The following is a 21,861-nucleotide window of genomic DNA, read 5'->3' as shown; positions in this document are numbered from 1 at the left end:
AGCCTTCCGGCCGGGGTTTACGGCCCCGGCCGGCAAAGGTTCACCATTGCGGCTTCGGAACGACCGGCTTGGCCGCACCTGCACGGTCCGCGGGCGCAATCGCCACAAAACGGTCACCCTGCCATTGCCCCGCCCACCAGAGCTGGCGAAGCTGGTTGTCTTCAAGCTTGACCGGGCCGATGACGGTCTCGAAGCTTCCCGTCGAAAGTTCATTTGCCACCGCCGCCTTGTCGAGGCCGACACGCTGGATGGACTGGGCCAGCATTTCGAGGCTCGCATAGGTGATGGCGCTTGCCCAGCTGTCCGGCTTGGTGCCGATGAAGGCTTCGTGGCGCTTGAAATAATCCTCGATCTTGTCGCTGCTGCCATCGACGCCGCCGATGCTGATCACGCCCTCCTGCTTGCCATCGGAGACCTTCGGGAAGATCGGGAAAGCACCGCCGACGCCGACATAAAGCACCTTCGGGTTGAACTTCGCCGTCTGCGCCTGTTTCGTCACCGCGAAACTGTCGGGCGGATAGGAAAAGGCGATGAAGCTGTCCGCACCGCTCGCCGCCGCCTCGTTGACCAACGCGGCGAAATCGGAGGTGCCAACCGGATAGGTCTTGTCATAGGCAAGTGTGAAACCCGCTTCCTTCAGCGCCGGCCGCGCGGCCTTGATGAGGTCGATGCCGAAACCGTCAGCCACGGAAATCACCGCGACCTTGTCGTTTATCTGGCCGGCACCGCGCGCGGCTTTCAGGACATCAGCCAGTGCATTGGCATAGTCATGGCCACCTCCCAGCATCCAGAAGCTCTTTTTCCAGCGCGCCGCGAAATCCGGCGCCTTGTCGGTCACGCCGGTAACCGCAAGCTGCGGATAACCGAAACGGTCGTAAAGCGGCGCAACGGCCAGATTGAAGCCCGTGCCCCAGGGCGGCAGAATGAAATCGACCTTGTCCTGGCTGGCCAGACGCTCGGTGAACCGCACCGCATCCTCGGCCGAGGAGCGGTCATCATATTCCACCACTTCCACCGGCAGGCGCTTGCCATCCGGCAGGGTGAGGCCACCGGCATCGTTGACCTCCTTGACCCATAATTTGTAGTTCGGAATGGTGGTGATGCCAGCACCCGTGGCATTGGCGCCGCTTTTGGAAACGGCATAACCGATCTTCACCGAGGTGCGGTCCTGCGCAATGGCGTGACCGAAAGATACCGCCGACAGGGCAGCACCGGAGAGCAGGCAGAACAGCGTTCTGCGCTTCAGATTATTCATGATGTTCCTCCCAAAGCGCCTTATCGGGGTTGCCGTTCTCCTCAAGGCTTTCCCCTGCGCTGATCAAAGTTTAGCAATGACAGCCGCATATAAAATGCACTAATGTAGCGCATTATTGTACTTTTGGAGGTCGAATGCCGCTGCACAGCCAGATTGCCGGCAATCGCGTGGAGATCACGGCGCGCACCCTCGCCTCGACGCTGCGCATATCCGAATTCCGGCTGGAATCGGATAGTGCCCATCTGCTTCTCCTTTCCGCCGGGGAAGCGGAAATCATACAGGGTGAAAAGACGCTGCCTGTCCCGGCACCGGGGCTCGTCTGGCTGCCCATCGGCCCCTCTGGCCGCCTGCGGCTGACTGCCGGAAGCCGTGGATCGCTGCTGAGGACGACGGAAATCGGGCTTGCCCATGCGATGCCCACCGGCACGAGCGCAAGCGCCGTGCGCAATATATTGCAGCGAGTTCTGACGCAGGCGCCGGCAGAGAAGGACCGGCAGGAGCTGACGGGTTATCTGGAGACCATCGCCAGCGAAAATGTCCGCGCGACAACCGGTTCGGACACGATCATCGCCAGCCTGCTCTCCGTCACCCTCATCCGCATCTGCCAGCACGCCATCGCCGATATTGCCGCAGCCCTCTCGACCCCCGGCAGCCTCACCGAGCGTTTCGTGCTGCTCGTCAGCCAGCACAAACGCGATCAATGGGGCGTGGAAGACTATGCGAGGCAACTCGACGTCAACCGCGAACGTCTTGGATTTGCGGTACGCAAAGCGACAGGGCTTTCGCCGCAGGCCTATATTCATCGCGAACTGCTGTCCGAAGCGCGCGATCTTCTTCTGAACTCATCGCTGCAAGTCGCTGAAATCGCATTCCGATTGGGATTTCAGGACCCCGGCTATTTCAATCGCTTCTTCACCCGCAACGAGGGCGCGTCTCCCGGCCGTTTCAGGAGAACGGCAACGCGAATGCAGAACGTTCCGCCGCCATCTTATGCGGCTTGGCCGTGACCTGACGGGCGGCTGAGAATTAGGCCGCGTCCAGTTCCTTGATATTGGCAAGGTCCGCTTCCAGCCTCGCAGCCGCCGCCTTAATGTCAAAGGCGTTCTGCAAGTTCAGCCAATATTCCGGTGTGGTCTTGAAAAATTTAGCCAGGCGCAAGGCGGTGTCGGCGGTGATACCAAGTTTCTCTCCCGCAATCCGTTCTATGCGGGTGCGCGGAATATTGAGGTGCCTTGCAAGAGCGTAAGCCGACATCCCCAGCGGCTCAAGATAGAGTTCCCGCAGGATTTCGCCCGGATGGATCGGAGGCGATTTACTGATTGTCATGCTCGCTGGCCCTCCTTGGCCTATTTTTCATGAGCCTCTCCACGAGAATGCCAGACTAGTGATAGTCGGTTATTTCCACGCTTTCCGGCCCTGCTTCCGTCCAGACGAAGCAGATGCGCCACTGCTTGTTGATCCGGATCGAATATTGGCCCTCACGGTCGCCGGACAGCTTTTCCAAACGGTTACCGGGCGGTGACCGAAGGTCTTCTACCGTGGTCGCCGCATCCAGGATCGTGAGCAGCTGCTGGGCGCGGCGTACCAGATCGGCGGGAAAGCCCTTCTTCACAGATCCGTCGTCAATCGATGCGGTCAGCTTGTTTTTGAAAGAACGGATCATTGCTGGCCTCGTGATGCTGGTATCATAAACAGATACGCACGGAAGTCAACAGAACCGTATCTTAAAGAGATACGCCTATTGCCACCCCGCCACCGTCCGGTGCCGCCCGATCGGCAGCATCATCGGCTTGCCAGAGGTCGGATCTTCGATGACACGGCTTTCGATGCCGAAAACGTGGCGGACATTCTCCTCCGTCAATACTTCCTCCGGCGTGCCGAAGACATGCAGCTTCCCGTCCCTCATGGCGACGAGATGATCGGCATAACGGGCTGCGAGATTGAGGTCGTGCAGCACCATGACGATGGTGGTCTCCCGGGCGTGATTGAGGTCGGTCAGAAGGTCCAGCACCTCGACTTGGTGGCTGATATCGAGGAAGGTGGTCGGTTCATCCAGCAGCAATATGTCTGTCTGCTGGGCGAGCGCCATGGCGATCCAGACGCGTTGCCGCTGGCCGCCGGAAAGCTCGTCCACCGGCCGCTCGGCCAGTTCCACCGTATCGGTGGCGACAAGGGCTGCGGCAACGGCTTCATCGTCCTGTCGCGACCAGCGGGCGAACAGGCCATGATGCGGGTGCCGGCCACGGCTGACGAGATCGGCAACCACAATACCCTCCGGCGCTATCGGCGATTGCGGCAAAAGGCCCATGCGCCGTGCGAGGTCGCGCGAGGCAAGACGATGGATCGATTTTCCATCGAGCAGAACCTGACCGGCGCGCGGCGCAATGAGCCGCGACATGCTGCGCAGCAGGGTGGACTTGCCGCAGGCATTGGCGCCGACGATGACGGTGATCTTCCCGCGCGGAACGGTGAGATCCAGCCCGTCGATGATGAGGTTTTCGCCGTAGCCGGCCGACAGGCCGTTCACGGAAAGGGAGTGGCCGGTCATAACGAGCCTCCGCTGCGGTTGACCCGCACGATAAGGTAAATCAGATAGGGCGCACCGAGCGCGCCGGTAACGACGCCGACCGGGTAACGGCCCCGCAACAGGAACTGACCGCAATAATCCCCAACCAGCACCAGCGCCGCCCCAACCAGCGCCGCAGGAAGGAGCAGCGAGCCGTTGCTGCCGACGATGCGCGCCGCAATCGGCCCGGAGAGGAAAGCGACAAAAGCGATGGGACCCGAGACCGCCGTTGCAAAGGCGATCATGCCCACGGCGGCGATGATGACGATGATGCGCGTTCGCCCCACCCTCACACCAAGCGCTGCTGCGGCGTCGTCACCCAGTCTCAACGCTTCCAGATCGCGCGCACGGCTGAGAAGCAGGCCGCCGAAAAGGATGAGCGCGATGAGGAGCGGCAGCAGTTGCGCGATTTTCGCGCCATTGACGCTGCCGGTCAGCCAGCGCATCGCCTCCTGCAACGTCCATGCCGGCGCAACGGAGAGGATATAGGCGATGAAGCTTTCCAGCATGGCTGAAACGCCGATGCCGACGAGAATCAGCCGGGTTCCGGCCACGCCGTTGCGGAAGGACAGGAGATAGACGAGAAGCGCGACGCCAAGACCGGCCGCGACGGCGAAGACCGAGACCAGCGGCCCGCTCATCTGCAGGACGACGATGGCGAAAACGGCCGCAGCGCTCGCCCCGGAACTGATGCCGATAATATCGGGGCTGGCGAGCGGGTTGCGCAGCATGATCTGGAAGGCGACGCCGCCAAGCCCGAAGCTCAGGCCTGCCAGAATCGAAAGCAGCGCGCGCGGCAGGCGCAACTGCCCGACGGTGAAGGTGACACCGGCAATGTCCTCCCCCAGCAGAACGCGAACGACATCGCCGGGCGGCGTGAAAGATTGCCCGAGCATCAGCGTCGTTGCGAAAGCGGCAATCAGAAGCACCGACAGGGCAGCGATGACAAGGCGACGCCGGCGCTGGCGGGCATGGCGATTGAAGACGAGATTTTCGATGACGGGAGCGTATATGGTCACAATTCACGCACCCTCTGGCGTCTGACAATCCAGATGAAGAAAGGCGCGCCGACAAGGGCGGTGACGATGCCGACATCGAGTTCCGACGGCCGCGCCACGATGCGCCCGACAATATCGGCGGCAAGCAGCAGGCAGGCACCGCCAAGCGCCGAAAACGGCAGCAGCCAGCGATTGTCCACCCCGATGAGCAGGCGGCAGAGATGCGGCACCACCAGCCCGACAAAACCGATCGGCCCGCAAATGGCGGTAGCCGCACCGCAGAGCAGAATGGCACCGAAGGAGGCCACGGCTCGGGCCACCGCAACATTCTCGCCAAGCCCGGCGGCGAGTTCGTCTCCGAGCGCCAGAGAATTCAGCTTGCGCGCCGAAAGCAGGCTGATGATGAAGCCGGCGGCCAGAAAGGGCAGCACGGTCTCGATACGCTCGAAAGTCGCCCCGCCGACGCCGCCGATCTGCCAGGAGCGGATGCCGCCGGCAATATCGCTGCGCGGCAGAACGACGGCGATGACGAGCGAGGAAAAGGCGACAGAGGTGGCAGCACCCGCAAGTGCGAGTTTCAGCGGGGTCGCCCCGCCTCGGCCTAGCGAGCCGACAACATAAACGAAAACCGCCGATACCCCCGCCCCGGCAATTGCGACCATGATGAAGGCCTGAGCCGAGGCGATGCCGAACCAGACGATGCCGATGACGACGGCGAGCGACGCCCCCATGTTCACACCGAGAATGCCGGGATCGGCAAGCGGATTGCGGGTGACACCCTGCATGATGGCCCCGGCCAGCCCGAGTGCGGCCCCGGAAAGCAGGGCAAGCAGCGTGCGCGGCAAGCGTACGGCAACCGCCGCCTCCGCAACCGTCTCGACGCGGCCGCTGAGCCCGCCAACAATATCCGCAAAAGAGACGTCACGCGTGCCGATGGCGACGGACAGCGCACAAAGCAGCGCGAGAAGCGCCAGCACCGCGCCGAGCCAAGCCGTTCGCACGCGGTTGGAGCGGCCGGCGAGCAGCACGGCCGTCGCTTTGCCGGGTCCAGACATCGTCACTGCGATTTCCCGGAGGATTTATCCGCAGCCTTTGCCAGAAGATCGGCATAGTCCTTCAACACCCACGAAATCGACAGCGGCGTGGGATTGGAGGCGGTGCCGAGCGGGTCGCGGCCCAGCATGACGATGGCATCGTTGGCAACGGCCGGCATGCGGGCGAGAAGCGGATCGGCGCGCATGGCGTTCAGCAGCGGCTCACTGCCATAGGTCACGACGATATCGACATCGTCGAAGGCATCCACACGCTCGGCGCTGACGCCGGCGGCGAATTGCCCCGGCTTCGTGGCTTCCACGACGCTTTTCGGCGAGGCAAGTCCAAGATCGGCGAAGAACTTCACCCTGGTGTCATTGGCCGTATAGAAATTGACGACGCTGAGATTGGTGGCATCGAGATGGGTGACGAACATGGCCGACTTACCCTTCAGCTGCGGATGGCCGGCAACGACCTGCGCGATCTCGCCCTCGATGCGTTTGATGAGCGCCTCACCTTCCGCAACCATGCCAAGGCCGGCGCTGTTCAGCCGGATCATCTCGCGCCAGTCCGTCGCCCAGGGAGAAACGGGATAGGCGACGACAGGGGCGATCTGGCTCAGCGTATCGTAGTCGGACTGGCTGAGGCCTGAATAGGCGGCAAGGATGACATCCGGCTGCGTCGCCGCCACGGCCTCGAAATCGATGCCGTCGCCCTCGTCGAACAGCACCGGCTTTGCCGCATTGAGTTCGGTAAGCCGCTTCGCCACCCATGGCAACAGGCCATCGCCGTCATCATCGCCGAAATTGGCCGCCGCAAAACCGACAGGCACGATGCCGAGCGCCAGCGGCACCTCATGGTTCGCCCAGGCGACAGTCGCGACCCGTTGCGGTTTCTTCGCAATCGTGGTCGTGCCGAAAGCATGTTTGATGACGACGGGATAGCCGGTCGTCTCCTCCGCCGAGGCCATATTCGGCGCGATCAGCGACAGGAAAAGCACAAATACCGGCATGAGGCAGCGGAACGGGCGAAGCATTGGCGAGCTCTCAGAAATTCAAAAGTGGACTTGAACTCTCAGCTTCAATTGCCTCCGTCAAGCCCAGGCAAGAAATGCCGTCGCAACAGCGGTGAAATTTCCGGGGTTTTGTACAAAACCGCAAAAAGTTACAATACCGGACAAACTTTCTCAAGTTATTGGGCGCTTCGAGAGTGGGCCGTGAAAGCGGCGATCGGGGCATCAACTTCTGGAACATACCAATGAATATCGAAACCGAAGGCAGACACCGCAAAACCGCGCGACGTCGTTATCAGGATGCGGTGCTGCTTGCCTGCACGGCGCTTGTCGCCACCCTGCCCGGCGCCTTGCTGGCGCAGGAGGCTGCCAACACGAACAGCAGCACGATTCTGGAACGGATCACCATCGAAAGCGGTGACAATGACCAGAAATCCATCGTCGCCACCCGCACGACGAGCGGCAGCAAGATGGCGACCGATATTCTCGACACACCGGCCTCCGTTTCCGTCATCACCGCCAAGGAAATGCAACAGCGCGGCGTGCAGAGCGTGGAAGAAGCGCTGCAATATACCGCCGGTGTGACCACGGATTTTTACGGCTCCGACGACCGATTCGACTATTTCAAGATTCGCGGTTTCGACGCCTATACCTATCGCGACGGGTTGACGCTTGGCCGTCCCTTCGGCGCACTGCGCGAGGAAACCTATGCCTATGAGCGTGTGGAAGTGCTGAAGGGCGGCAATTCCACCACCTTTGGCGTCTCAGATCCCGGCGGCTCGGTGAATTATTCCACAAAGGTGCCGAAACGCACCCGTTTCGGTGAAGCCTATGTCACCGGCGGCTCCTATGGCCGCGCCGAAACCGGCTTCGATTTCGGGGACAACATCACCAGCGACGATACGCTGTCCTATCGCCTGACCGGCAAGCTCAGAAATGCCGATGCGGAATATGATTATTCCCGTGACGACGAGAAATTCTTCATGGGCGGCCTGACATGGCGCCCCACGGACGTCACCAGCCTTACCGTGGTTTACGATCATCTCAACAAGGATGGCGTTCCGGGCGGCGGCGGTCATCCCGTCGGCTCGCATTTCGACCGGAGCCGTTTCTTCGGCGAACCGGACTACAATTATCGCGGCACAAACCGCAATTCGCTGAGCGTGATGTTCGACCACGATTTCGGCTCCGGCCTGACGCTGAGTTCCAACGCCCGCTACAGCAAGGCGAATACCGATTTCGGTTACGCCTATATCTCGTCCACGCCGACCAACGGTTCGACAATCGCCGACCGGTCCTATTTCGGCAACGACACCGAGACTGAGAACTTCCTGATCGACACGCGCCTGCAATACGATACGCGGTTTGACAATGTCGAAAGCCGCAGCCTCGTCGGCGTCTTTTATAACGACTACACCTCTGGCAGCAAAAGCTACTTCGGCGCCGCGCCGAGCATCAACTGGATGAACCCGGTCTATACCGGCGCACCCGCTTCAGTGCCGCTCTATGCCGACTCCCTGACGGACCAGAAGACCAGGGCGATCTATCTCCAGCAGGACTTCACCTTCTTCGACAGGCTGATCGTCAGCGCCGGCCTGCGCAACGACTGGATCGACACCGACCAGACCAACCGCCTGCGCGGCACCTCGGCCAGCGGCGACATCAGCGAACTAACCAAGCGCATCGGCGTGTCCTACAAGGTCACCAACGAGATCGCGCCTTATATCAGCTATGCCGAATCGGTGGTGCCGGCATCCGGTCTGACGGTGGAGCCCGAACGCGGCGAGCAGATCGAACTCGGCGTGAAATACCGGCCTGACGCTTTCCCGGCCCTGTTCACCGCGTCGATCTACGATCTGAAGAAGAACAACATCACCGTCACCAGCCCGATCACCAGCCTGCCCACGACCATCGGCGAGGTGCGCGTGCGCGGTCTCGATCTCGAAGCCAAGGCGGAAGTGACCGACAATCTCAGCCTGACGGCGGCCTATTCTTATCTCGACGCGGAAATCACTGAAAACGGCACCGGCGGCAATGTTGGCAACCGGCCGCAATTCGTGCCCGAGCATCAGGCTTCATTGTGGGTCAACTACACGCTTGCGGGCAACGACCATTTCGGCGACATGACCTTCGGTCTCGGCGGCCGCTATACCGGCGCTTATTATTTCGACAACGCCAACAAGGTCGAAACCGGAAGCAGCGTGACCGTGGATGCGGCGTTCAGCTACAAGATTCAGGAAACCGCCTCGCTGGACGTCAATGTTTCCAACGTCTTCAACGAAAAACGCGTCTCTTATGGCGGGTTCGGCGCTGACTTTTACAATCCCGGCCGGGCGTTTTCCGTGACTTTGCGAAAGACATGGTGAAAATCAATATTAGCAATATTTTTCAATATATTGCATATTTTTCCTAACACACAACGTCATCCTCGGGCTTGTCCCGAGGATCTAACCACGTTTCATCTAGTCTGAAGTTGGCAGATCCTCGGGACGAGCCCGAGGATGACGTGGAGAGAGGCTCGAGGAATGCGCCAAACCGCTGATCATGGGCGGCGCAGGGTCGACCCGCTATCAAAGCAGCCGGTGCAGCCGTCGCCAGGCGGCGGGCGTGTTGCCCACGGACTGGCGGAAAGCCTTGGTCAGATGGGCCTGATCGGAAAAGCCGAGCTGGGCGGCGATATCGGCCACCGTCAGATCGCCTTCCAGCAGAAGTTTCTGGGCAGCATTGATGCGCCGCTCCAATTGCCATTGCAGCGGCGTCTTGCCGGTGGTCTGGCGAAATACGGTGGCGAACCAGCTTTCCGAAAGCCCGACAATATCGGCCATCTCGGCAACCGTCATACGGTCGTCGCCACGCTTTTCGACCTGGGCAAGAAGCTTGTTCAACTGCGCCTGCGTCAGCCTGCCATTGGCCTGCTCCGGCGAAGGGCCGGGAATATCCAGCAGGCCGGCAACGATGCTGCCGACGAGGCTTTCCGCATAGACGGCATGTTTCGAGGGTTCAGCCAGCTCATCGACAAGCAGGCCGGCAAGGGTTTCCACCGAACCGATATCCTGTATCTCGACCGGACGGCGCAGCGCCGTCATCGCCGCCGAACTGCCGACTGAGGGCGACAGGAAACGCAACAGGCGATCCTTGTGAATATGCAGGTTGAGATGCGAGAACCGGTGCGTGGCGCTGCTGCTCGTCCACATCGGCACGCCGGCCGGCACATAAACCGCCCGTGTCATCGGCCGCGAATGGTTGGTGAACTCGCCATTGCGGTTGGACATGCTGATGCGCGAGGAGACATCGTTGAAAAAGATCATGATGCGCGGATCGGCGGCCAGATAATAACCCTTGGCTCCCATCTGACTTTCCGCTTCCCAGAAAGCACTGACCAGCCCGTCGAACTGGCGCCACTTCACCGGCGCAGTGACGCTGATCCCTTCCGTGTGCCAGGTCATGGAATGCCAGAAACTCAATGCGGGTACCGTCCGGTTGTCGGGTCTGGGGTGAGCGTATGGAAAGACGCGCGCACCGCGCCAGTCATCGCGCCTCAGCCCCAATAACATGACTTATCAATTCATGTTAATAGCAAAGATCGTTATAAAGAGAAACATTCGCTGACGCGACGGCTCTGGAACCTCTGAGCGAAACGCCCGTTGAACTCCTGACAGAAACGCAACACGGGAGATTATCAATGGACAGCAAAAAGGAACCGGGCAACTTCGCGGACAAGAAACGCGAAGAGAAGGGCCGTGGCGTCATCGTGGCCGGGCCGGATGCGCACGAAAACGAAAAGAGCGGCAAAGCTCCCTCGGCAAAGGCGGAAAAATCTTCATCGGGCAAACCGGTTGCGGCTTCTGACCGGCGATAACATCCCGGATCGAGCGGTCGCTGATGCGTCCTCGCCAACCCACAGATAGAAAAAACACCTCCCCGATCGCTCAGGGAGGTGCATTATCATTAAACAGTCGGCCTTTTCTTACAGAAGGTCAAAACGGTCGGCGTTCATCACCTTCGTCCAGGCGGCGACGAAATCACGCACGAATTTCTCCCTGCTGTCGTCCTGCGCATAAACTTCCGCATAGGCGCGCAGGATGGAGTTCGAACCGATGACGAGGTCCACGCGGGTCGCCGTGTACTTGGCGGCCCCGGTCTTGCGGTCACGAATCTCATAGAGATTGTTGCCGGTCGGAACCCAGGAATAGGCCATGTCCGTCAGCGTCGTGAAGAAGTCCGTCGTCAGCGCGCCGGGCTTGTCGGTAAACACGCCATGGGCCGTACCGGCATAATTGCCGCCGATGACGCGCAGGCCGCCGATGAGCACTGTCAGTTCCGGCGCGGTCAGGCCGAGGAGCTGGGCGCGGTCCAGAAGCAGTTCTTCGGGGCTGACGACATAGTCCTTCTTGACCCAGTTGCGGAAACCATCCGCCAGCGGTTCCAGCGGCGCAAAGCTGTCGGCATCCGTCTGTTCGGCGGAAGCATCGCCACGGCCTGCCGCGAAAGGCACGGCAATGTCGAAGCCGGCCGCTTTCGCCGCCTGTTCCACACCGTAATTGCCGGCCAGAACGATCACATCCGCAATGCTCGCGCCGGTTTCACGGGCAATCGGTTCCAGAACCGAGAGCACGCGGGAAAGACGGGCGGGCTCGTTGCCTTCCCAGTCCTTCTGCGGTGCGAGGCGGATGCGCGCGCCATTGGCGCCGCCGCGCTTGTCCGAACCGCGGAAGGTGCGGGCGCTGTCCCAGGCAGTCGAGACCAGATCGGCAACGGAAAGGCCAGAAGCCGCGATCTTCGCCTTGACGGCAGCGACATCGTAGCTGGTGGAGCCTGCGGGGATGGGATCCTGCCAGATCAGGTCTTCAGCCGGAACGTCTGGGCCGATGTAACGGGACTTCGGACCCATGTCGCGGTGCGTCAACTTGAACCATGCGCGGGCGAAGACCTCGGAGAAATGGTCCTGATCGTCCTTGAACTTCAGCGAAATCTCGCGGTAGATCGGGTCGACCTTCAGGGCCATGTCGGCATCGGTCATCATCGGGATGGTGCGGATCGAGGCATCCTCGACGTCGACAGGCTTGTCTTCCTCGGCGATGGTGATCGGCGCCCATTGCGATGCACCCGCGGGGCTATGCGTCAAAGTCCACTCATGCTTGAACAGCATTTTGAAGAAGCCGTTGTCCCACTTGGTCGGCTCGCTCGTCCATGCGCCTTCGATGCCGGATACTACCGTGTCGCGACCGATGCCGCGGCCCTTGGTGTTGATCCAGCCAAGACCCTGATATTCCGGGCCTGCGGCTTCCGGATCGGGGCTGAGATTGGCGGCGCTGCCATTGCCGTGCGACTTGCCGATAGTGTGGCCGCCGGCGGTCAGCGCCACAGTCTCCTCGTCATCCATGCCCATGCGGGCAAAGGTTTCGCGCATCTGCGCCGCCGTCGCCAGCGGATCGGACTTGCCGTTCACGCCTTCCGGGTTGACGTAGATGAGGCCCATCTGCACGGCGGCAAGCGGGTTTTCCAGCGTCGCGGGCTTGGTCACGTCGCCGTAACGGCCGTCGCTCGGCGCCAGCCATTCCTTTTCGTCACCCCAATAGGTGTCCTTTTCCGGAGCCCAGATGTCTTCGCGGCCGAAAGCGAAGCCGAAGGTCTTCAGACCGGCGACGTCATAGGCGATGGTGCCGGCGAGCGCGATAAGGTCTGCCCAGGAAATCTTGTTGCCGTATTTCTTCTTGATCGGCCACAGCAGGCGGCGGCCCTTGTCGGTGTTCACGTTGTCCGGCCAGGAATTGAGCGGCGCAAAACGCTGGTTGCCGGTGTTGGCGCCGCCGCGACCGTCAGTCACACGGTAAGAACCCGCCGCATGCCAGGTAACGCGCGCCATCATGCCCACATAGCTGCCCCAATCGGCCGGCCACCATTCCTGGCTGTCGGTCATCAGGGCGCGCAGATCGGCCTTCAACGCCTCGACATCGAGCGTCTTCAGGGCTTCGCGATAGTTGAAGGAGGTGCCGAGCGGATTGGTCTTGGTGTCGTGCTGGTGCAGGATGTCGAGGTTCAGCGCATTCGGCCACCATTCGGTCACCGATTTACCCGAGGCCGTGTTGCCTCCATGCATGACAGGACACTTGCCAGCCGGTTTTGAAGTTGCGTCCATTTCGCCCTCCGATGGGTTTAGCAATTAAACGAAATAATCAATTCGACATGTGCAGCGTGAGAACCAGAGCCAGCGGCAGGTCATGGGAAAACCGTGCAGCGACGCTGGTAACCTCTCACAGCTACAGCTTCTTTCTGTCATGAAGATGACTAACAGCCGGGTTCCATAATTTCCAATTGTATATTCTAAAGGCTGCGATATGCTGAGCTTATGATTGCGCTCTCCATGAAACATCTCCGTTATTTCGACGCTCTGGCCAAGATCGGCCATTTCGGTCGGGCGGCGGAGGCATGCGCCATTTCCCAGCCGGCGCTGTCGCTGCAGATCCGGGAGCTGGAGGAACTGATCGGCGCGCCGCTCGTCGAACGCAGCAGCCGCCAGATCCGGCTGACCGCGCTTGGCGAGGAATTCGCCGAACGCACCCGCTCGATATTGCGTTCGGTGGATGAATTGCAGGATCTGGCGCGGGCGCGGCATGGGCCGCTCAGCGGCCGCCTGCGCATCGGCGTCATTCCCACCGTCGCACCCTATCTTTTACCACAGATTATCAAGACACTCACGCGGCATTATCCCGGACTGGAGGCCCGCCCGCGCGAAGCGGTGACGCAGAAACTCATCGAGGACCTTCTGGAAGCCCGGCTGGACATGGCGATCGTCGCCCTGCCCGTCTCGGAGCCGGCGCTGGAGGAGGTTCCGCTGTTTTCGGAAGAATTCATTCTGGTGCGGCCGATGGAGGATGCGGGCATGCCGGTGCCGAGCGCCGACAAGCTGGGCGAAATGCGCCTGCTGCTGCTTGAAGAAGGCCATTGTTTCCGCAACCAGGCGCTTTCCTTCTGCAGCACGACCAATGCGCCGCCGCGCGTGCTGATGGAAGGCTCCTCGCTCTCCACCCTCGTGCAGATGGTCGGTGCCGGCATCGGCGTCACGCTCATTCCGCAGATGGCCGTCGATATGGAGACACGGCAATCCACGGTCTCGGTGTTCCGGCTGGCGGAACCACGCCCGTCGCGCACAATCGGCATGGTGTGGCGCAAGAGCAATCCGCTCTCCGCGCAATTCAGCCATATCGCCGAAATCGTCCGCGAATGCGGTCTCCAGAAACTTGGCATCGCGTCATAGGGACTTAGGTCGGATGATCGCGCGCGCCGCAACGCGCGCGATCCACAAATCTCGCGGCTGCCCCTATCGCGCCGCGGCCTTGGCGTGTCTGTCGGTCCATTCGGGTGGCGCACCGAACTTGTCGGCCACCATGCCCCGCAGGCCGCGCGACCGGCCATAGGCATCGCATTCGACATATTTCGGTTTTCCACCCAGGGCGGACAGGATTCGATGGCCGGAGGGGATAGAGAGGTTCAGCCCGTCGGAGACCTTGCCTGTCACCAGAATGCGCGAGAAGTAGTTGGAGAAATCGGCGGCAAGCTCGTAGGCATCCCCGATTTCCGAGACGCGGGCGTTGCCCGTGATGGAATTCGCTCCCTTGGACCAGACGGCTGCGGCGCGCTGCACGCCGGTGCTGTCCACCGCCTCCGCCTCGACGGCGAGGCCGCCAAGCCCGAATGGAAGACGCGGCACGCTGACCGGCAGGACGAAGTTGCTGCCGAGCGTCACGGCCGTCGATACCCCGGCCATGGTCTTGTCGGTCGGCACCAGATCGGTGATGACCGTGCGCACCGTCATGTCCGCCGGCTGGCCCAGCGCGGCAATCCGGTATTTATCGCTGAGCGCCACGCAGATGGCCCGATCCAGTGCATTCGAGACAAGGACACGGTCCTTTTCCGATGTGACCCGCGACGAGGCCGCGAAGGAAAAGGTGGTCGGCACGATGGCGACGGTCTTGACCCCGGCCAGTCCGTTGGCGTCCACGAAGGTGCGCGATTTGGTGAACTTGCCCTTGACCGGGCTGAGTTGCGCATAGGAGGTCAGCGTACCGCCTTCCTTGAGCGGCACGGACGTGCAGCCGGACATGATGATGGCAAAGGGCAAGGTGGCGAAGGCGACGCCGCGACGGCGGGAAGCCCTGTCGCCGGAAGCCCGGGCAAACAGACTGCACTGTTGTTTCACTGCACGTACTCCAGTTGGCATGGTTGATCCTGTGCCCCACACGGTACGACAGTGAAAATTGCGGCAACATTACAATTGCCCGCCCCTGAAAGCGCGCGCAACGCGGGATCAGAAACGTAACCGGAAGGTGCTTCCAAAGGCGCTGCTGTCCAGAAAGATTCGCCCGTTATGGTTGGCGACGATCTGCTTGACGAGGCTGAGGCCAAGGCCTGCCCCGGTGCTGCGCGGCGTAACGCGATAAAAGGGCTCGAAAATCCGTTCCCGCTGATCTTCGGCTATCCCCTGTCCCTCATCGGAAACCGCGATCTCGCCACTGGCGAGAATCGAGACGTGGATCATCCCCCTGTTTCCGCCATGGTCGATGGCGTTGCGCACGATGTTGCTGATGGCGCGCGGCAGGGTGAACGGGTTGCCCAGTATTTCATATCGTGCGACCTGCGTTTCGAAGGAGATATCGTAGCCCGCCGCAAGCGCGAGCGGGGCGAGATCGGCAACGACAGTGCGCGCCGTCTCGACGAGGTCCAGCGTTTCGCGCCGGTCGTTCACCTGATCGTTTCTTTCGAAGGCGAGAAGCTGTTCGGTGGTCTCCCCAAGCCGCGCGACATCCTCCATCAGGCGCTGCTGCTCCGGCCCCGGCAAGCCCTCTATCCGGGTCTGCATGATAGCAATCGGCGTTCTCAGCTCATGCGCCGCATCGATGAGAAAACGCTGCCGCGCCCGAAACTGCTCTTCGAGCCGTTCGAGGATGCCGTTGAAGGCAAGGATCAGGGGCACCACCTCCCGCGGCACATCCTCGACCGGAAGCTTCGAGCCCGGCCGGCGCGGGTCGATCTCGGGAGCCTTTTTGACGACGGAACTGAGGCCGGCAAGCGCCTCGCGCACGATGCGGGGAACCGAGAAGAACACGGCGGGCAAGATGACAGCCAAGAGTGGAACGTAAATCTTGTAGGTTCCGGCAAGGAGCGTCAAAAACTGCCCCCTCATATGCGTGGTTCCGCCGAACATGACCCTGACGGAACCCCACTTCGTCTCCATGCTTTCAACCAGGGCGACCTCGGAGATGCCCTTTCCTCCGCGAATATCGGCATCCGTCAGCAAATGCAGATACGGCGACAATTCCTCATAAACGGCGGGCACGGCGCCATAGCTCGCCACCCGCCCCTCCAGCGTGGAAGCCACGAACCAGAGCGTTGAGTTCTCCGCCTTCAGGGCCTGCAATGCCGGGCCATCGGTAACGACCAATCCTTTTTGCGGATCGAGCGAAAGCGACTCATCGAGTGTCGCCGACAGGTCGTCCCAGAGCGCAATATTGGGCGAAAGCATCGTCATGCCGTAAAAGCAGAGGCCGATGATGACCACGGCAATCATGGCGGAGACGACGACGCTGAGCTGCCAGCTCAGTTTCCACCACAAGGACGAGTTGGAGGTGCCCTGCGCTTTCATGCCTCTTCCTTCAACAGATAACCGATGCCGCGAATATTGTGGACGCCAACGCCTGCGGAGGCATCGAGCAGGCGTTTTCGCAGCCGCGATATATGCGCGTCGAGCGCATTGGACTGGATCTCTTCCTCATAATTGTAGACGGCCGCCTCAAGCGTGGAACGCAGCACGGATTTGCCCTTGCGTTTCGCCAGCGCAACGAGAACCGCAAGCTCGCGCCTTGGCAGATCGAAGGGAACGGAATTGATCGTGACGCTGAGATGAAGCGGATCGATGACGATGCGGCCGGCTGTGATCTCGGCGGGTGCAAGGTTTGCCGGCCTTCTCAGAACCGCACGCACCCGCGCCAGCAGCTCACCGACGAGAAACGGCTTGCCGAGATAGTCGTCGGCGCCGCCATCCAATCCGGCGATGCGATCTTCCGGTTCGTTCAATGCCGTCAACAGAATGATCGGCGTGTCGATGCCAGCGTGACGCAGCTGCGGAATGAAGGCAAGTCCCTCCCCGTCCGGCAGGCGGCGATCAAGCAGGATGGCGTCATAGACGTGCTGGCGCGTCAACTCCATCGCATCGCCGAGCCACATCGTATGGTCGATGACGATACCCTGCCTGCCGAGCGTCGCCGTCAGCGCATCCGCCATTGCCTTTTCATCTTCGATCAACAGAAGTCTCATGCGTCACCGTCCCTTCGCATTCCCTTGTCTGCCAGAAAGGTTGCGGCAGTATTGCGGCAAAGAAGACGCCGGAGCATTTCCAACCCGCCGCATAACGGTTTCCCCTCCGAAAAAGGCATGAAATCAGGGCTATGGAGCATAAGCCCCTGCTGTTTAAGCAGCTGCGTTCGCAAGGGTAATGCTGCTGCAATTATGGACGCCTATCCAGATGCCATACGCCTCAAGAGAGGCAATGCGACCGCCCGAGCTGCGGTCCCGGTATGGAAAGGATTTCAGCATGTGGGTGAAGAGAACCATCAAGGCGGGGATAGCGCTTGCAGGTTGCGTTCTCGTTGTCACCGCTCTCGATCCGGCGCGCGGCAGCGTCGATGCGAATGAGCGTGTCAAAGGCATCGTGAACGGGCTCGTCGAGACTGCCGCGATGAGCCCGGCAGGCACTCCGTTCGAACTGACGGCCACCGAAACGGCAAAGATCGGCACGCGCCCGATGGTGGAGCGGCTTGGCATCAGCGGCGAGCTTCAGCCGATCACCCGCGTGGTGATCCGCGCCCGTGAAGCCGGCAAGATCGTCGAGATGAATGTCCGCGACGGAGACACGGTGCAGGCGGGCAAGCCGCTCGTGCGTTTCGAAACCGATGAGCTGCAATCGACGCTTTTGCTGCGGCAGAGCGACCGGGACGCGGCCGAGGCCGAGCTGATGCTGGCAATGCAGGCCCTGACGAGAACCGAACAGCTTGCCCTGAAAAACATCGCTTCGGCTGAACAGCTCGACAAGGCGAAAAGCGATGTCGCGGTGAAGACGGCTAGGCTCCAGAGCCTTTCGGCGCAGACGGATATTGCCCGTCTCGCCCTTCGCAATGCCGAAATCCGCGCGCCCTTCGGCGGCACCGTCACCCGGCGGCTGGCCGAAGCGGGATCGCGTGTCGGCGCGGATGGCGAGCTTCTCACGCTGGTCGATACCAGCGTGCTGGAGGCGAAGGTTCTTGTCGCCACGCGCGATGTTCCGCGCGTCGCCCTCGGCCAGACGGCGGAACTGGAGATTGACGGCCTTGGCGGCCAGATCGTCAAAGGCACGGTCGACCGCATCAGCCCGGTTGCCGAAGACGGCACCCGCTTCGTCGCCGTCTATCTGCGCCTTGCCAATCGTGACGGTCAGCTGTGGGGCGGAATGTTCGCCAGCGGATCGATCCTGCTGCGCGAGAAAAACGATGCGCTCGTCGTTCCCGCCATCGCGCTGCGCAAGGATGAGACCGGTTACCATGTGCTCAAGGTGCAGGACGGCCATCTTCGCCGCCAGACGGTCACGGTGGGAGCGCGCTGGAACGGCGGCAACCTGATCGAGATTGCCGCCGGGCTGAAGGATGGCGAGACCATCCTGACCGCGCCGCTTCCGCAATTGCGGCCCGATATGGCCGTCACCGTCGACAAGGCAGGCTGAAATGTTTTTGACCCGCATATCCGTTACCCATCCCGTTTTCGCCACCATGATGATGGTCGCGCTTCTGGTCATGGGTGCCTTCTCCCTGCAACGGCTTGGCCTGGACCAATATCCCAATGTCGACGTTCCCGTGGTGGTGGTCGTCACCTCTTATCCCGGTGCGACGCCGGAGACGGTGGAAACCGAGGTGACACGCCCGGTCGAGGATGCGCTGAACGCCATTGGGGGTCTCGATGAGGTCACCTCCACCTCCTATGAGGGGCGCTCCGTCGTCGTCGCGAAATTCAAGCTCGAGGTGCACAGTTCAGCCGCCGCGCAGGAGGTGCGCGACAAGATCGCCGCCATCGAGGCGAATTTTCCGGAAGACGCCAAAAAGCCCGTCATATCGAGGTTCGACCCCGCCGCCGAGCCGGTCCTGTCGGTGGCGATCAGTTCGCCATCGCTCGATGTGCCCGCCCTCACCAGCCTTGCCGACCAGAAGGTGGTGCGGCAGTTGACGACCGTTGCCGGCGTCGGCCAGGCAACGCTGGTCGGCGCGCGCAAACGGCAGATCGATGTGACAATCGACGAGACGCGCATGCGCGCCCTCGGGATCGGCATCAACGATGTGGTGAATGCGCTGCGCACCGGCAACAGCAACAGCCCGGCCGGAAGCGTCGTCGATCCCGTCTCCGAACGCACGATCCAGGTGCAGGGGCGTATCGAGGAACCGCAGGCGCTGCTGGATATGGTCGTGGCAAGGCGCGGCGGCGCGGCCATTGCGCTTCGCGATGTCGCCACGCTTTCCGAAGGAGCGGCCGATGCCGAAAACCGCGCCCTTTATAATGGCCAGACGGCGCTGGCGATCGACATCGTCAAGGTTCAGGACGCCAATACGGTTCAGGTCGCGACGGATGTGAGGAAGCGCCTCGATGCGCTCAATGCCGAGCTTGCCCCGCAGAACGTGCAATTGCGCATCGTTACGGATTCGTCGATACCGATCCGCGAATCCGTCAACCAGGTACAGACGACACTGATCGAAGGTGCGGCACTCGCCGTCGCCATCGTCTTCCTGTTTCTAAATTCCTGGCGCAGCACGGTGATTACCGGGCTGACATTGCCGATAGCAATCATCGGCACGCTCGCGGTGATCCATTTCCTCGGCTTCACGCTGAATACGCTCAGCCTGCTGGCGCTGACGCTTTCCATCGGCATTCTGGTGGATGACGCCATCGTGGTGCGCGAAAACATCACCCGCCATCTTCACATGGGTAAATCGCATCTGCGCGCGGCACTCGACGGCACCAATGAAATCGGGCTTGCGGTAATCGCAACAACGGCGACAATCGTGGCAGTCTTCCTGCCGGTCGCCTTCATGGACGGCATTGTCGGCCGGTTTTTCTATGAATTCGGCGTCACCGTTTCGGCCGCCGTCCTGATCTCGCTCTTCGTCGCCTTCACGCTCGACCCGATGCTGTCGAGCGTCTGGTACGATCCGGACGCCCAGCCCGATGCGAAGCGCGGGCCGGTAGGCCACCTGATCGCCCGTTTCGACCGCGGCTTCGAATGCATGGCCGGGCAATATCGCCGTGCCATCGGCTGGACCCTGCGGCACCGGCTCGTCACCCTGCTTGTCACGTCGGGCATCTTTATCGGCAGCCTGTTCATGGTGCCGCTGGTCGGCACGGAATTCGTTCCGAATGCCGATGAGGGCCGCTTCCAGGTCAATATTACCGCGCCGGTCGGCTCCTCGCTGGACTATACGACAACGAAAGTGCGGCAGGTCGAGAAGGCGCTGAAGGAATTTCCGGAAGTCGAGACGCTTTATTCCACCGTCAATACCGGCGGCGCCGCCGGCAAGCATCGCGCCGCCATATTGGTGGGGCTGGTGCCGCTCGATATGCGGAGCCGAACCCCGCTCTCCCTTGCCGAACCGGTTCGCAAACGCCTGTCAGCCATACCCGGCATAGAGGTCACGATCCTGCAGAATGGCCTTGGCGGCGGCGAAAGCCCGGTGCAGCTCAGCATTCTCGGCGACGACCGGGCGGTCCTCGAAAAAATCGCCACCGGTCTGGTCGAAGACATGAGAAAAATCCCCGGCCTCGTGGATGTGACCTCCAGCGCCAAAGATGTGACCTCCATTCTTTCGGTCCGCCTGAAGCCTGCGGCGGCGAGCGATCTCGGCATTGCCCGCTCCGATCTTGCCGCAGCGCTTTCCCCCCTCATCGGCGGCGAGGATGTGTCGAAATGGACGGATGCGGACGGCAACAGCTACGATATCGTCATCCGCCTGCCCGTCGAGCGGCGGTCCGACGCCGCAAGCCTCGGTGAATTGATGATCGCGACCGGCCGCACGGCCGCGAACGGCGCGCCGTTGATGGTGCGTCTCGCTCAGGTCGCCGATATCGGCATCATGCCGGCCCCCGCCGAAATCCGCCGTATCGACAATCGCCGCGAGATACTGGTTTCGGCCAATATCGCCGGCCGCACGCTTGGCGAGGTGACGGAGATGTTGCAGGGCCTGACCGCCGGCCATGACCTGCCGAACGGCTATCGCATCCGCTTCGGCGGTGACGCCGAAACCATGCAGGAGACCATCGGCCACATGGTCACGGCGCTTACCATGGCCGTCATCTTCATCTACATCGTGCTCGCCTCGCAATTCGGCAGTTTCATGCAACCGCTCGCCATCATGGCGTCCCTGCCGCTTTCGCTTGTCGGCGTCCTCATCGGGCTGATGGTGGCCGGCAGCACGATCAACATGTTCTCGCTGATCGGCTTCATCATGCTGATGGGCCTCGTGACCAAAAACGGCATCCTGCTGGTCGATTTCGCCAATCGCGAACGGCGGCGTGGGCTTTCGCTGAACGAGGCGCTGGAAAATGCCGGCGTCATCCGCTTCCGCCCGATCATCATGACGACGCTTGCGATGATCTTCGGCATGATCCCGCTCGGTCTGGCCGTCGGCGGAGGCGGCGCGCAGCGTGCGCCGATGGCCCATGCGGTGGTTGGCGGTCTCATCAGTTCCACGCTGCTGACCCTGATCGTGGTGCCGACCATCCTGTCCTATATAGACAGCGTCGTCAGGCGTTTTGCCCGCCTGTTACCGAAAGCGCCGGACGAGGCGGCGGAAACGGCCATGCAGGACCGACCGGCGGCCTCGGCCTAGAGCATTTCCCGTGACGAAGGGTTCCACAGTACACGACGCAACGGTTTCCTGTGCCGTTGCACGCCCACCTCCGTCATGCCGGCCTTGTGTGGACGTAT

The 21,861-nt window shown here is 61.5% G+C and carries 18 protein-coding genes; 6 read left to right on the top strand and 12 right to left on the bottom strand.

Features of this window, described 5'->3' with window-relative positions; translation table 11 throughout:
- Positions 1-40 precede the first annotated feature (40 nt).
- On the bottom strand, positions 41-1,255 hold the full coding sequence (locus L901_RS10285; RefSeq protein WP_059756245.1) for an amino acid ABC transporter substrate-binding protein: 1,215 nt from the start codon (positions 1,253-1,255) through the stop codon (positions 41-43).
- A gap of 134 nt (positions 1,256-1,389) precedes the next feature.
- Between L901_RS10285 and L901_RS10280 the strand changes: the two genes are divergently transcribed.
- Entirely contained in the window at positions 1,390-2,262 is an 873-nt protein-coding gene (locus L901_RS10280) for a helix-turn-helix transcriptional regulator (RefSeq protein ID WP_059756243.1), read from the top strand.
- Between the two features lie 19 nt (positions 2,263-2,281).
- Here the strand turns inward: L901_RS10280 and L901_RS10275 are convergent, their stop codons facing one another.
- The 6 genes from L901_RS10275 to L901_RS10250 form a co-directional block, all read right to left on the bottom strand.
- Positions 2,282-2,581 carry a HigA family addiction module antitoxin gene (locus L901_RS10275; RefSeq protein WP_059756240.1) on the bottom strand — a complete coding sequence of 100 codons (300 nt, stop codon included), beginning with the start codon at positions 2,579-2,581 and terminating at the stop codon, positions 2,282-2,284.
- 55 nt (positions 2,582-2,636) lie between these two features.
- Positions 2,637-2,918 carry a type II toxin-antitoxin system RelE/ParE family toxin gene (locus L901_RS10270; protein ID WP_020009805.1) on the bottom strand — a complete coding sequence of 94 codons (282 nt, stop codon included), beginning with the start codon at positions 2,916-2,918 and terminating at the stop codon, positions 2,637-2,639.
- A 75-nt stretch (positions 2,919-2,993) separates the two neighbouring features.
- Positions 2,994-3,803, bottom strand: a complete 810-nt coding sequence (locus L901_RS10265; RefSeq protein ID WP_059756238.1) for an ABC transporter ATP-binding protein — start codon at positions 3,801-3,803, stop codon at positions 2,994-2,996.
- On the bottom strand, positions 3,800-4,840 hold the full coding sequence (locus tag L901_RS10260; protein WP_059756235.1) for an iron chelate uptake ABC transporter family permease subunit: 1,041 nt from the start codon (positions 4,838-4,840) through the stop codon (positions 3,800-3,802). Before L901_RS10260 ends, L901_RS10265 begins: the two co-directional genes overlap by 4 nt.
- Positions 4,837-5,874 (bottom strand): FecCD family ABC transporter permease, encoded by a 1,038-nt coding sequence (locus L901_RS10255; RefSeq protein WP_371259714.1) that lies wholly within the window; start codon positions 5,872-5,874, stop codon positions 4,837-4,839. Before L901_RS10255 ends, L901_RS10260 begins: the two co-directional genes overlap by 4 nt.
- Positions 5,875-5,876: 2 nt before the next feature.
- Positions 5,877-6,887, bottom strand: coding sequence for an iron-siderophore ABC transporter substrate-binding protein (locus tag L901_RS10250; protein ID WP_059756231.1), 1,011 nt, complete (start codon positions 6,885-6,887; stop codon positions 5,877-5,879).
- Between the two features lie 221 nt (positions 6,888-7,108).
- On the opposite strand from L901_RS10250, the gene L901_RS10245 reads away from it, so the two are divergent.
- Positions 7,109-9,229 (top strand): TonB-dependent siderophore receptor, encoded by a 2,121-nt coding sequence (locus L901_RS10245; RefSeq protein ID WP_059756229.1) that lies wholly within the window; start codon positions 7,109-7,111, stop codon positions 9,227-9,229.
- Between the two features lie 204 nt (positions 9,230-9,433).
- On the opposite strand, the gene L901_RS10240 is transcribed toward L901_RS10245, so the two are convergent.
- The gene (locus L901_RS10240) at positions 9,434-10,327 is read right to left on the bottom strand and encodes an AraC family transcriptional regulator (RefSeq protein WP_003521761.1); all 894 of its coding nucleotides are present in this window, start codon (positions 10,325-10,327) and stop codon (positions 9,434-9,436) included.
- A 218-nt stretch (positions 10,328-10,545) separates the two neighbouring features.
- Between L901_RS10240 and L901_RS27385 the strand changes: the two genes are divergently transcribed.
- Positions 10,546-10,722 (top strand): hypothetical protein, encoded by a 177-nt coding sequence (locus L901_RS27385; protein ID WP_003521762.1) that lies wholly within the window; start codon positions 10,546-10,548, stop codon positions 10,720-10,722.
- Positions 10,723-10,830: 108 nt separating this feature from the next.
- Here the strand turns inward: L901_RS27385 and katG are convergent, their stop codons facing one another.
- Positions 10,831-13,002, bottom strand: a complete 2,172-nt coding sequence (gene katG / locus L901_RS10235) for a catalase/peroxidase HPI (RefSeq protein ID WP_059756226.1) — start codon at positions 13,000-13,002, stop codon at positions 10,831-10,833.
- Between the two features lie 210 nt (positions 13,003-13,212).
- On the opposite strand from katG, the gene L901_RS10230 reads away from it, so the two are divergent.
- Positions 13,213-14,121 (top strand): hydrogen peroxide-inducible genes activator, encoded by a 909-nt coding sequence (locus L901_RS10230; RefSeq protein WP_059756224.1) that lies wholly within the window; start codon positions 13,213-13,215, stop codon positions 14,119-14,121.
- A gap of 63 nt (positions 14,122-14,184) precedes the next feature.
- Here the strand turns inward: L901_RS10230 and L901_RS10225 are convergent, their stop codons facing one another.
- The 3 genes from L901_RS10225 to L901_RS10215 form a co-directional block, all read right to left on the bottom strand.
- The gene (locus L901_RS10225) at positions 14,185-15,063 is read right to left on the bottom strand and encodes a DUF3313 domain-containing protein (RefSeq protein WP_059756221.1); all 879 of its coding nucleotides are present in this window, start codon (positions 15,061-15,063) and stop codon (positions 14,185-14,187) included.
- A 108-nt stretch (positions 15,064-15,171) separates the two neighbouring features.
- Positions 15,172-16,506: a HAMP domain-containing sensor histidine kinase gene (locus L901_RS10220; protein ID WP_059756218.1), complete on the bottom strand. Its 1,335-nt coding sequence runs from the start codon at positions 16,504-16,506 to the stop codon at positions 15,172-15,174.
- Complete coding sequence (locus L901_RS10215) at positions 16,503-17,177, bottom strand: response regulator transcription factor (RefSeq protein ID WP_059756216.1); 675 nt, start codon at positions 17,175-17,177, stop codon at positions 16,503-16,505. The genes L901_RS10220 and L901_RS10215 overlap by 4 nt, the downstream gene beginning before the upstream one ends.
- 277 nt (positions 17,178-17,454) lie before the next feature.
- Between L901_RS10215 and L901_RS10210 the strand changes: the two genes are divergently transcribed.
- A complete protein-coding gene (locus L901_RS10210) occupies positions 17,455-18,615 on the top strand; it encodes an efflux RND transporter periplasmic adaptor subunit (protein WP_059756213.1) in 1,161 nt (386 codons plus the stop codon).
- A gap of 1 nt (position 18,616) precedes the next feature.
- On the top strand, positions 18,617-21,763 hold the full coding sequence (locus tag L901_RS10205; protein ID WP_059756210.1) for an efflux RND transporter permease subunit: 3,147 nt from the start codon (positions 18,617-18,619) through the stop codon (positions 21,761-21,763).
- Positions 21,764-21,861: the final 98 nt, after the last annotated feature.

The organism is Agrobacterium sp. D14 (assembly GCF_001526505.1).
GTDB lineage: Bacteria > Pseudomonadota > Alphaproteobacteria > Rhizobiales > Rhizobiaceae > Agrobacterium > Agrobacterium leguminum.
This window is presented reverse-complemented; position numbering and strand designations above follow the sequence as displayed.

Excerpts from the sequence above, each read along its gene's own strand:
- L901_RS10285 (WP_059756245.1), bottom strand. The coding sequence starts at position 1,255 with ATGAATAATCTGAAGCGCAGAACGCTGTTCTGCCTGCTCTCCGGTGCT.
- L901_RS10280 (WP_059756243.1), top strand. The coding sequence starts at position 1,390 with ATGCCGCTGCACAGCCAGATTGCCGGCAATCGCGTGGAGATCACGGCG.
- L901_RS10275 (WP_059756240.1), bottom strand. The coding sequence starts at position 2,581 with ATGACAATCAGTAAATCGCCTCCGATCCATCCGGGCGAAATCCTGCGG.
- L901_RS10270 (WP_020009805.1), bottom strand. The coding sequence starts at position 2,918 with ATGATCCGTTCTTTCAAAAACAAGCTGACCGCATCGATTGACGACGGA.
- L901_RS10265 (WP_059756238.1), bottom strand. The coding sequence starts at position 3,803 with ATGACCGGCCACTCCCTTTCCGTGAACGGCCTGTCGGCCGGCTACGGC.
- L901_RS10255 (WP_371259714.1), bottom strand. The coding sequence starts at position 5,874 with ATGTCTGGACCCGGCAAAGCGACGGCCGTGCTGCTCGCCGGCCGCTCC.
- L901_RS10250 (WP_059756231.1), bottom strand. The coding sequence starts at position 6,887 with ATGCTTCGCCCGTTCCGCTGCCTCATGCCGGTATTTGTGCTTTTCCTG.
- L901_RS10245 (WP_059756229.1), top strand. The coding sequence starts at position 7,109 with ATGAATATCGAAACCGAAGGCAGACACCGCAAAACCGCGCGACGTCGT.
- L901_RS27385 (WP_003521762.1), top strand. The coding sequence starts at position 10,546 with ATGGACAGCAAAAAGGAACCGGGCAACTTCGCGGACAAGAAACGCGAA.
- katG (WP_059756226.1), bottom strand. The coding sequence starts at position 13,002 with ATGGACGCAACTTCAAAACCGGCTGGCAAGTGTCCTGTCATGCATGGA.
- L901_RS10230 (WP_059756224.1), top strand. The coding sequence starts at position 13,213 with ATGATTGCGCTCTCCATGAAACATCTCCGTTATTTCGACGCTCTGGCC.
- L901_RS10220 (WP_059756218.1), bottom strand. The coding sequence starts at position 16,506 with ATGAAAGCGCAGGGCACCTCCAACTCGTCCTTGTGGTGGAAACTGAGC.
- L901_RS10215 (WP_059756216.1), bottom strand. The coding sequence starts at position 17,177 with ATGAGACTTCTGTTGATCGAAGATGAAAAGGCAATGGCGGATGCGCTG.
- L901_RS10210 (WP_059756213.1), top strand. The coding sequence starts at position 17,455 with ATGTGGGTGAAGAGAACCATCAAGGCGGGGATAGCGCTTGCAGGTTGC.
- L901_RS10205 (WP_059756210.1), top strand. The coding sequence starts at position 18,617 with ATGTTTTTGACCCGCATATCCGTTACCCATCCCGTTTTCGCCACCATG.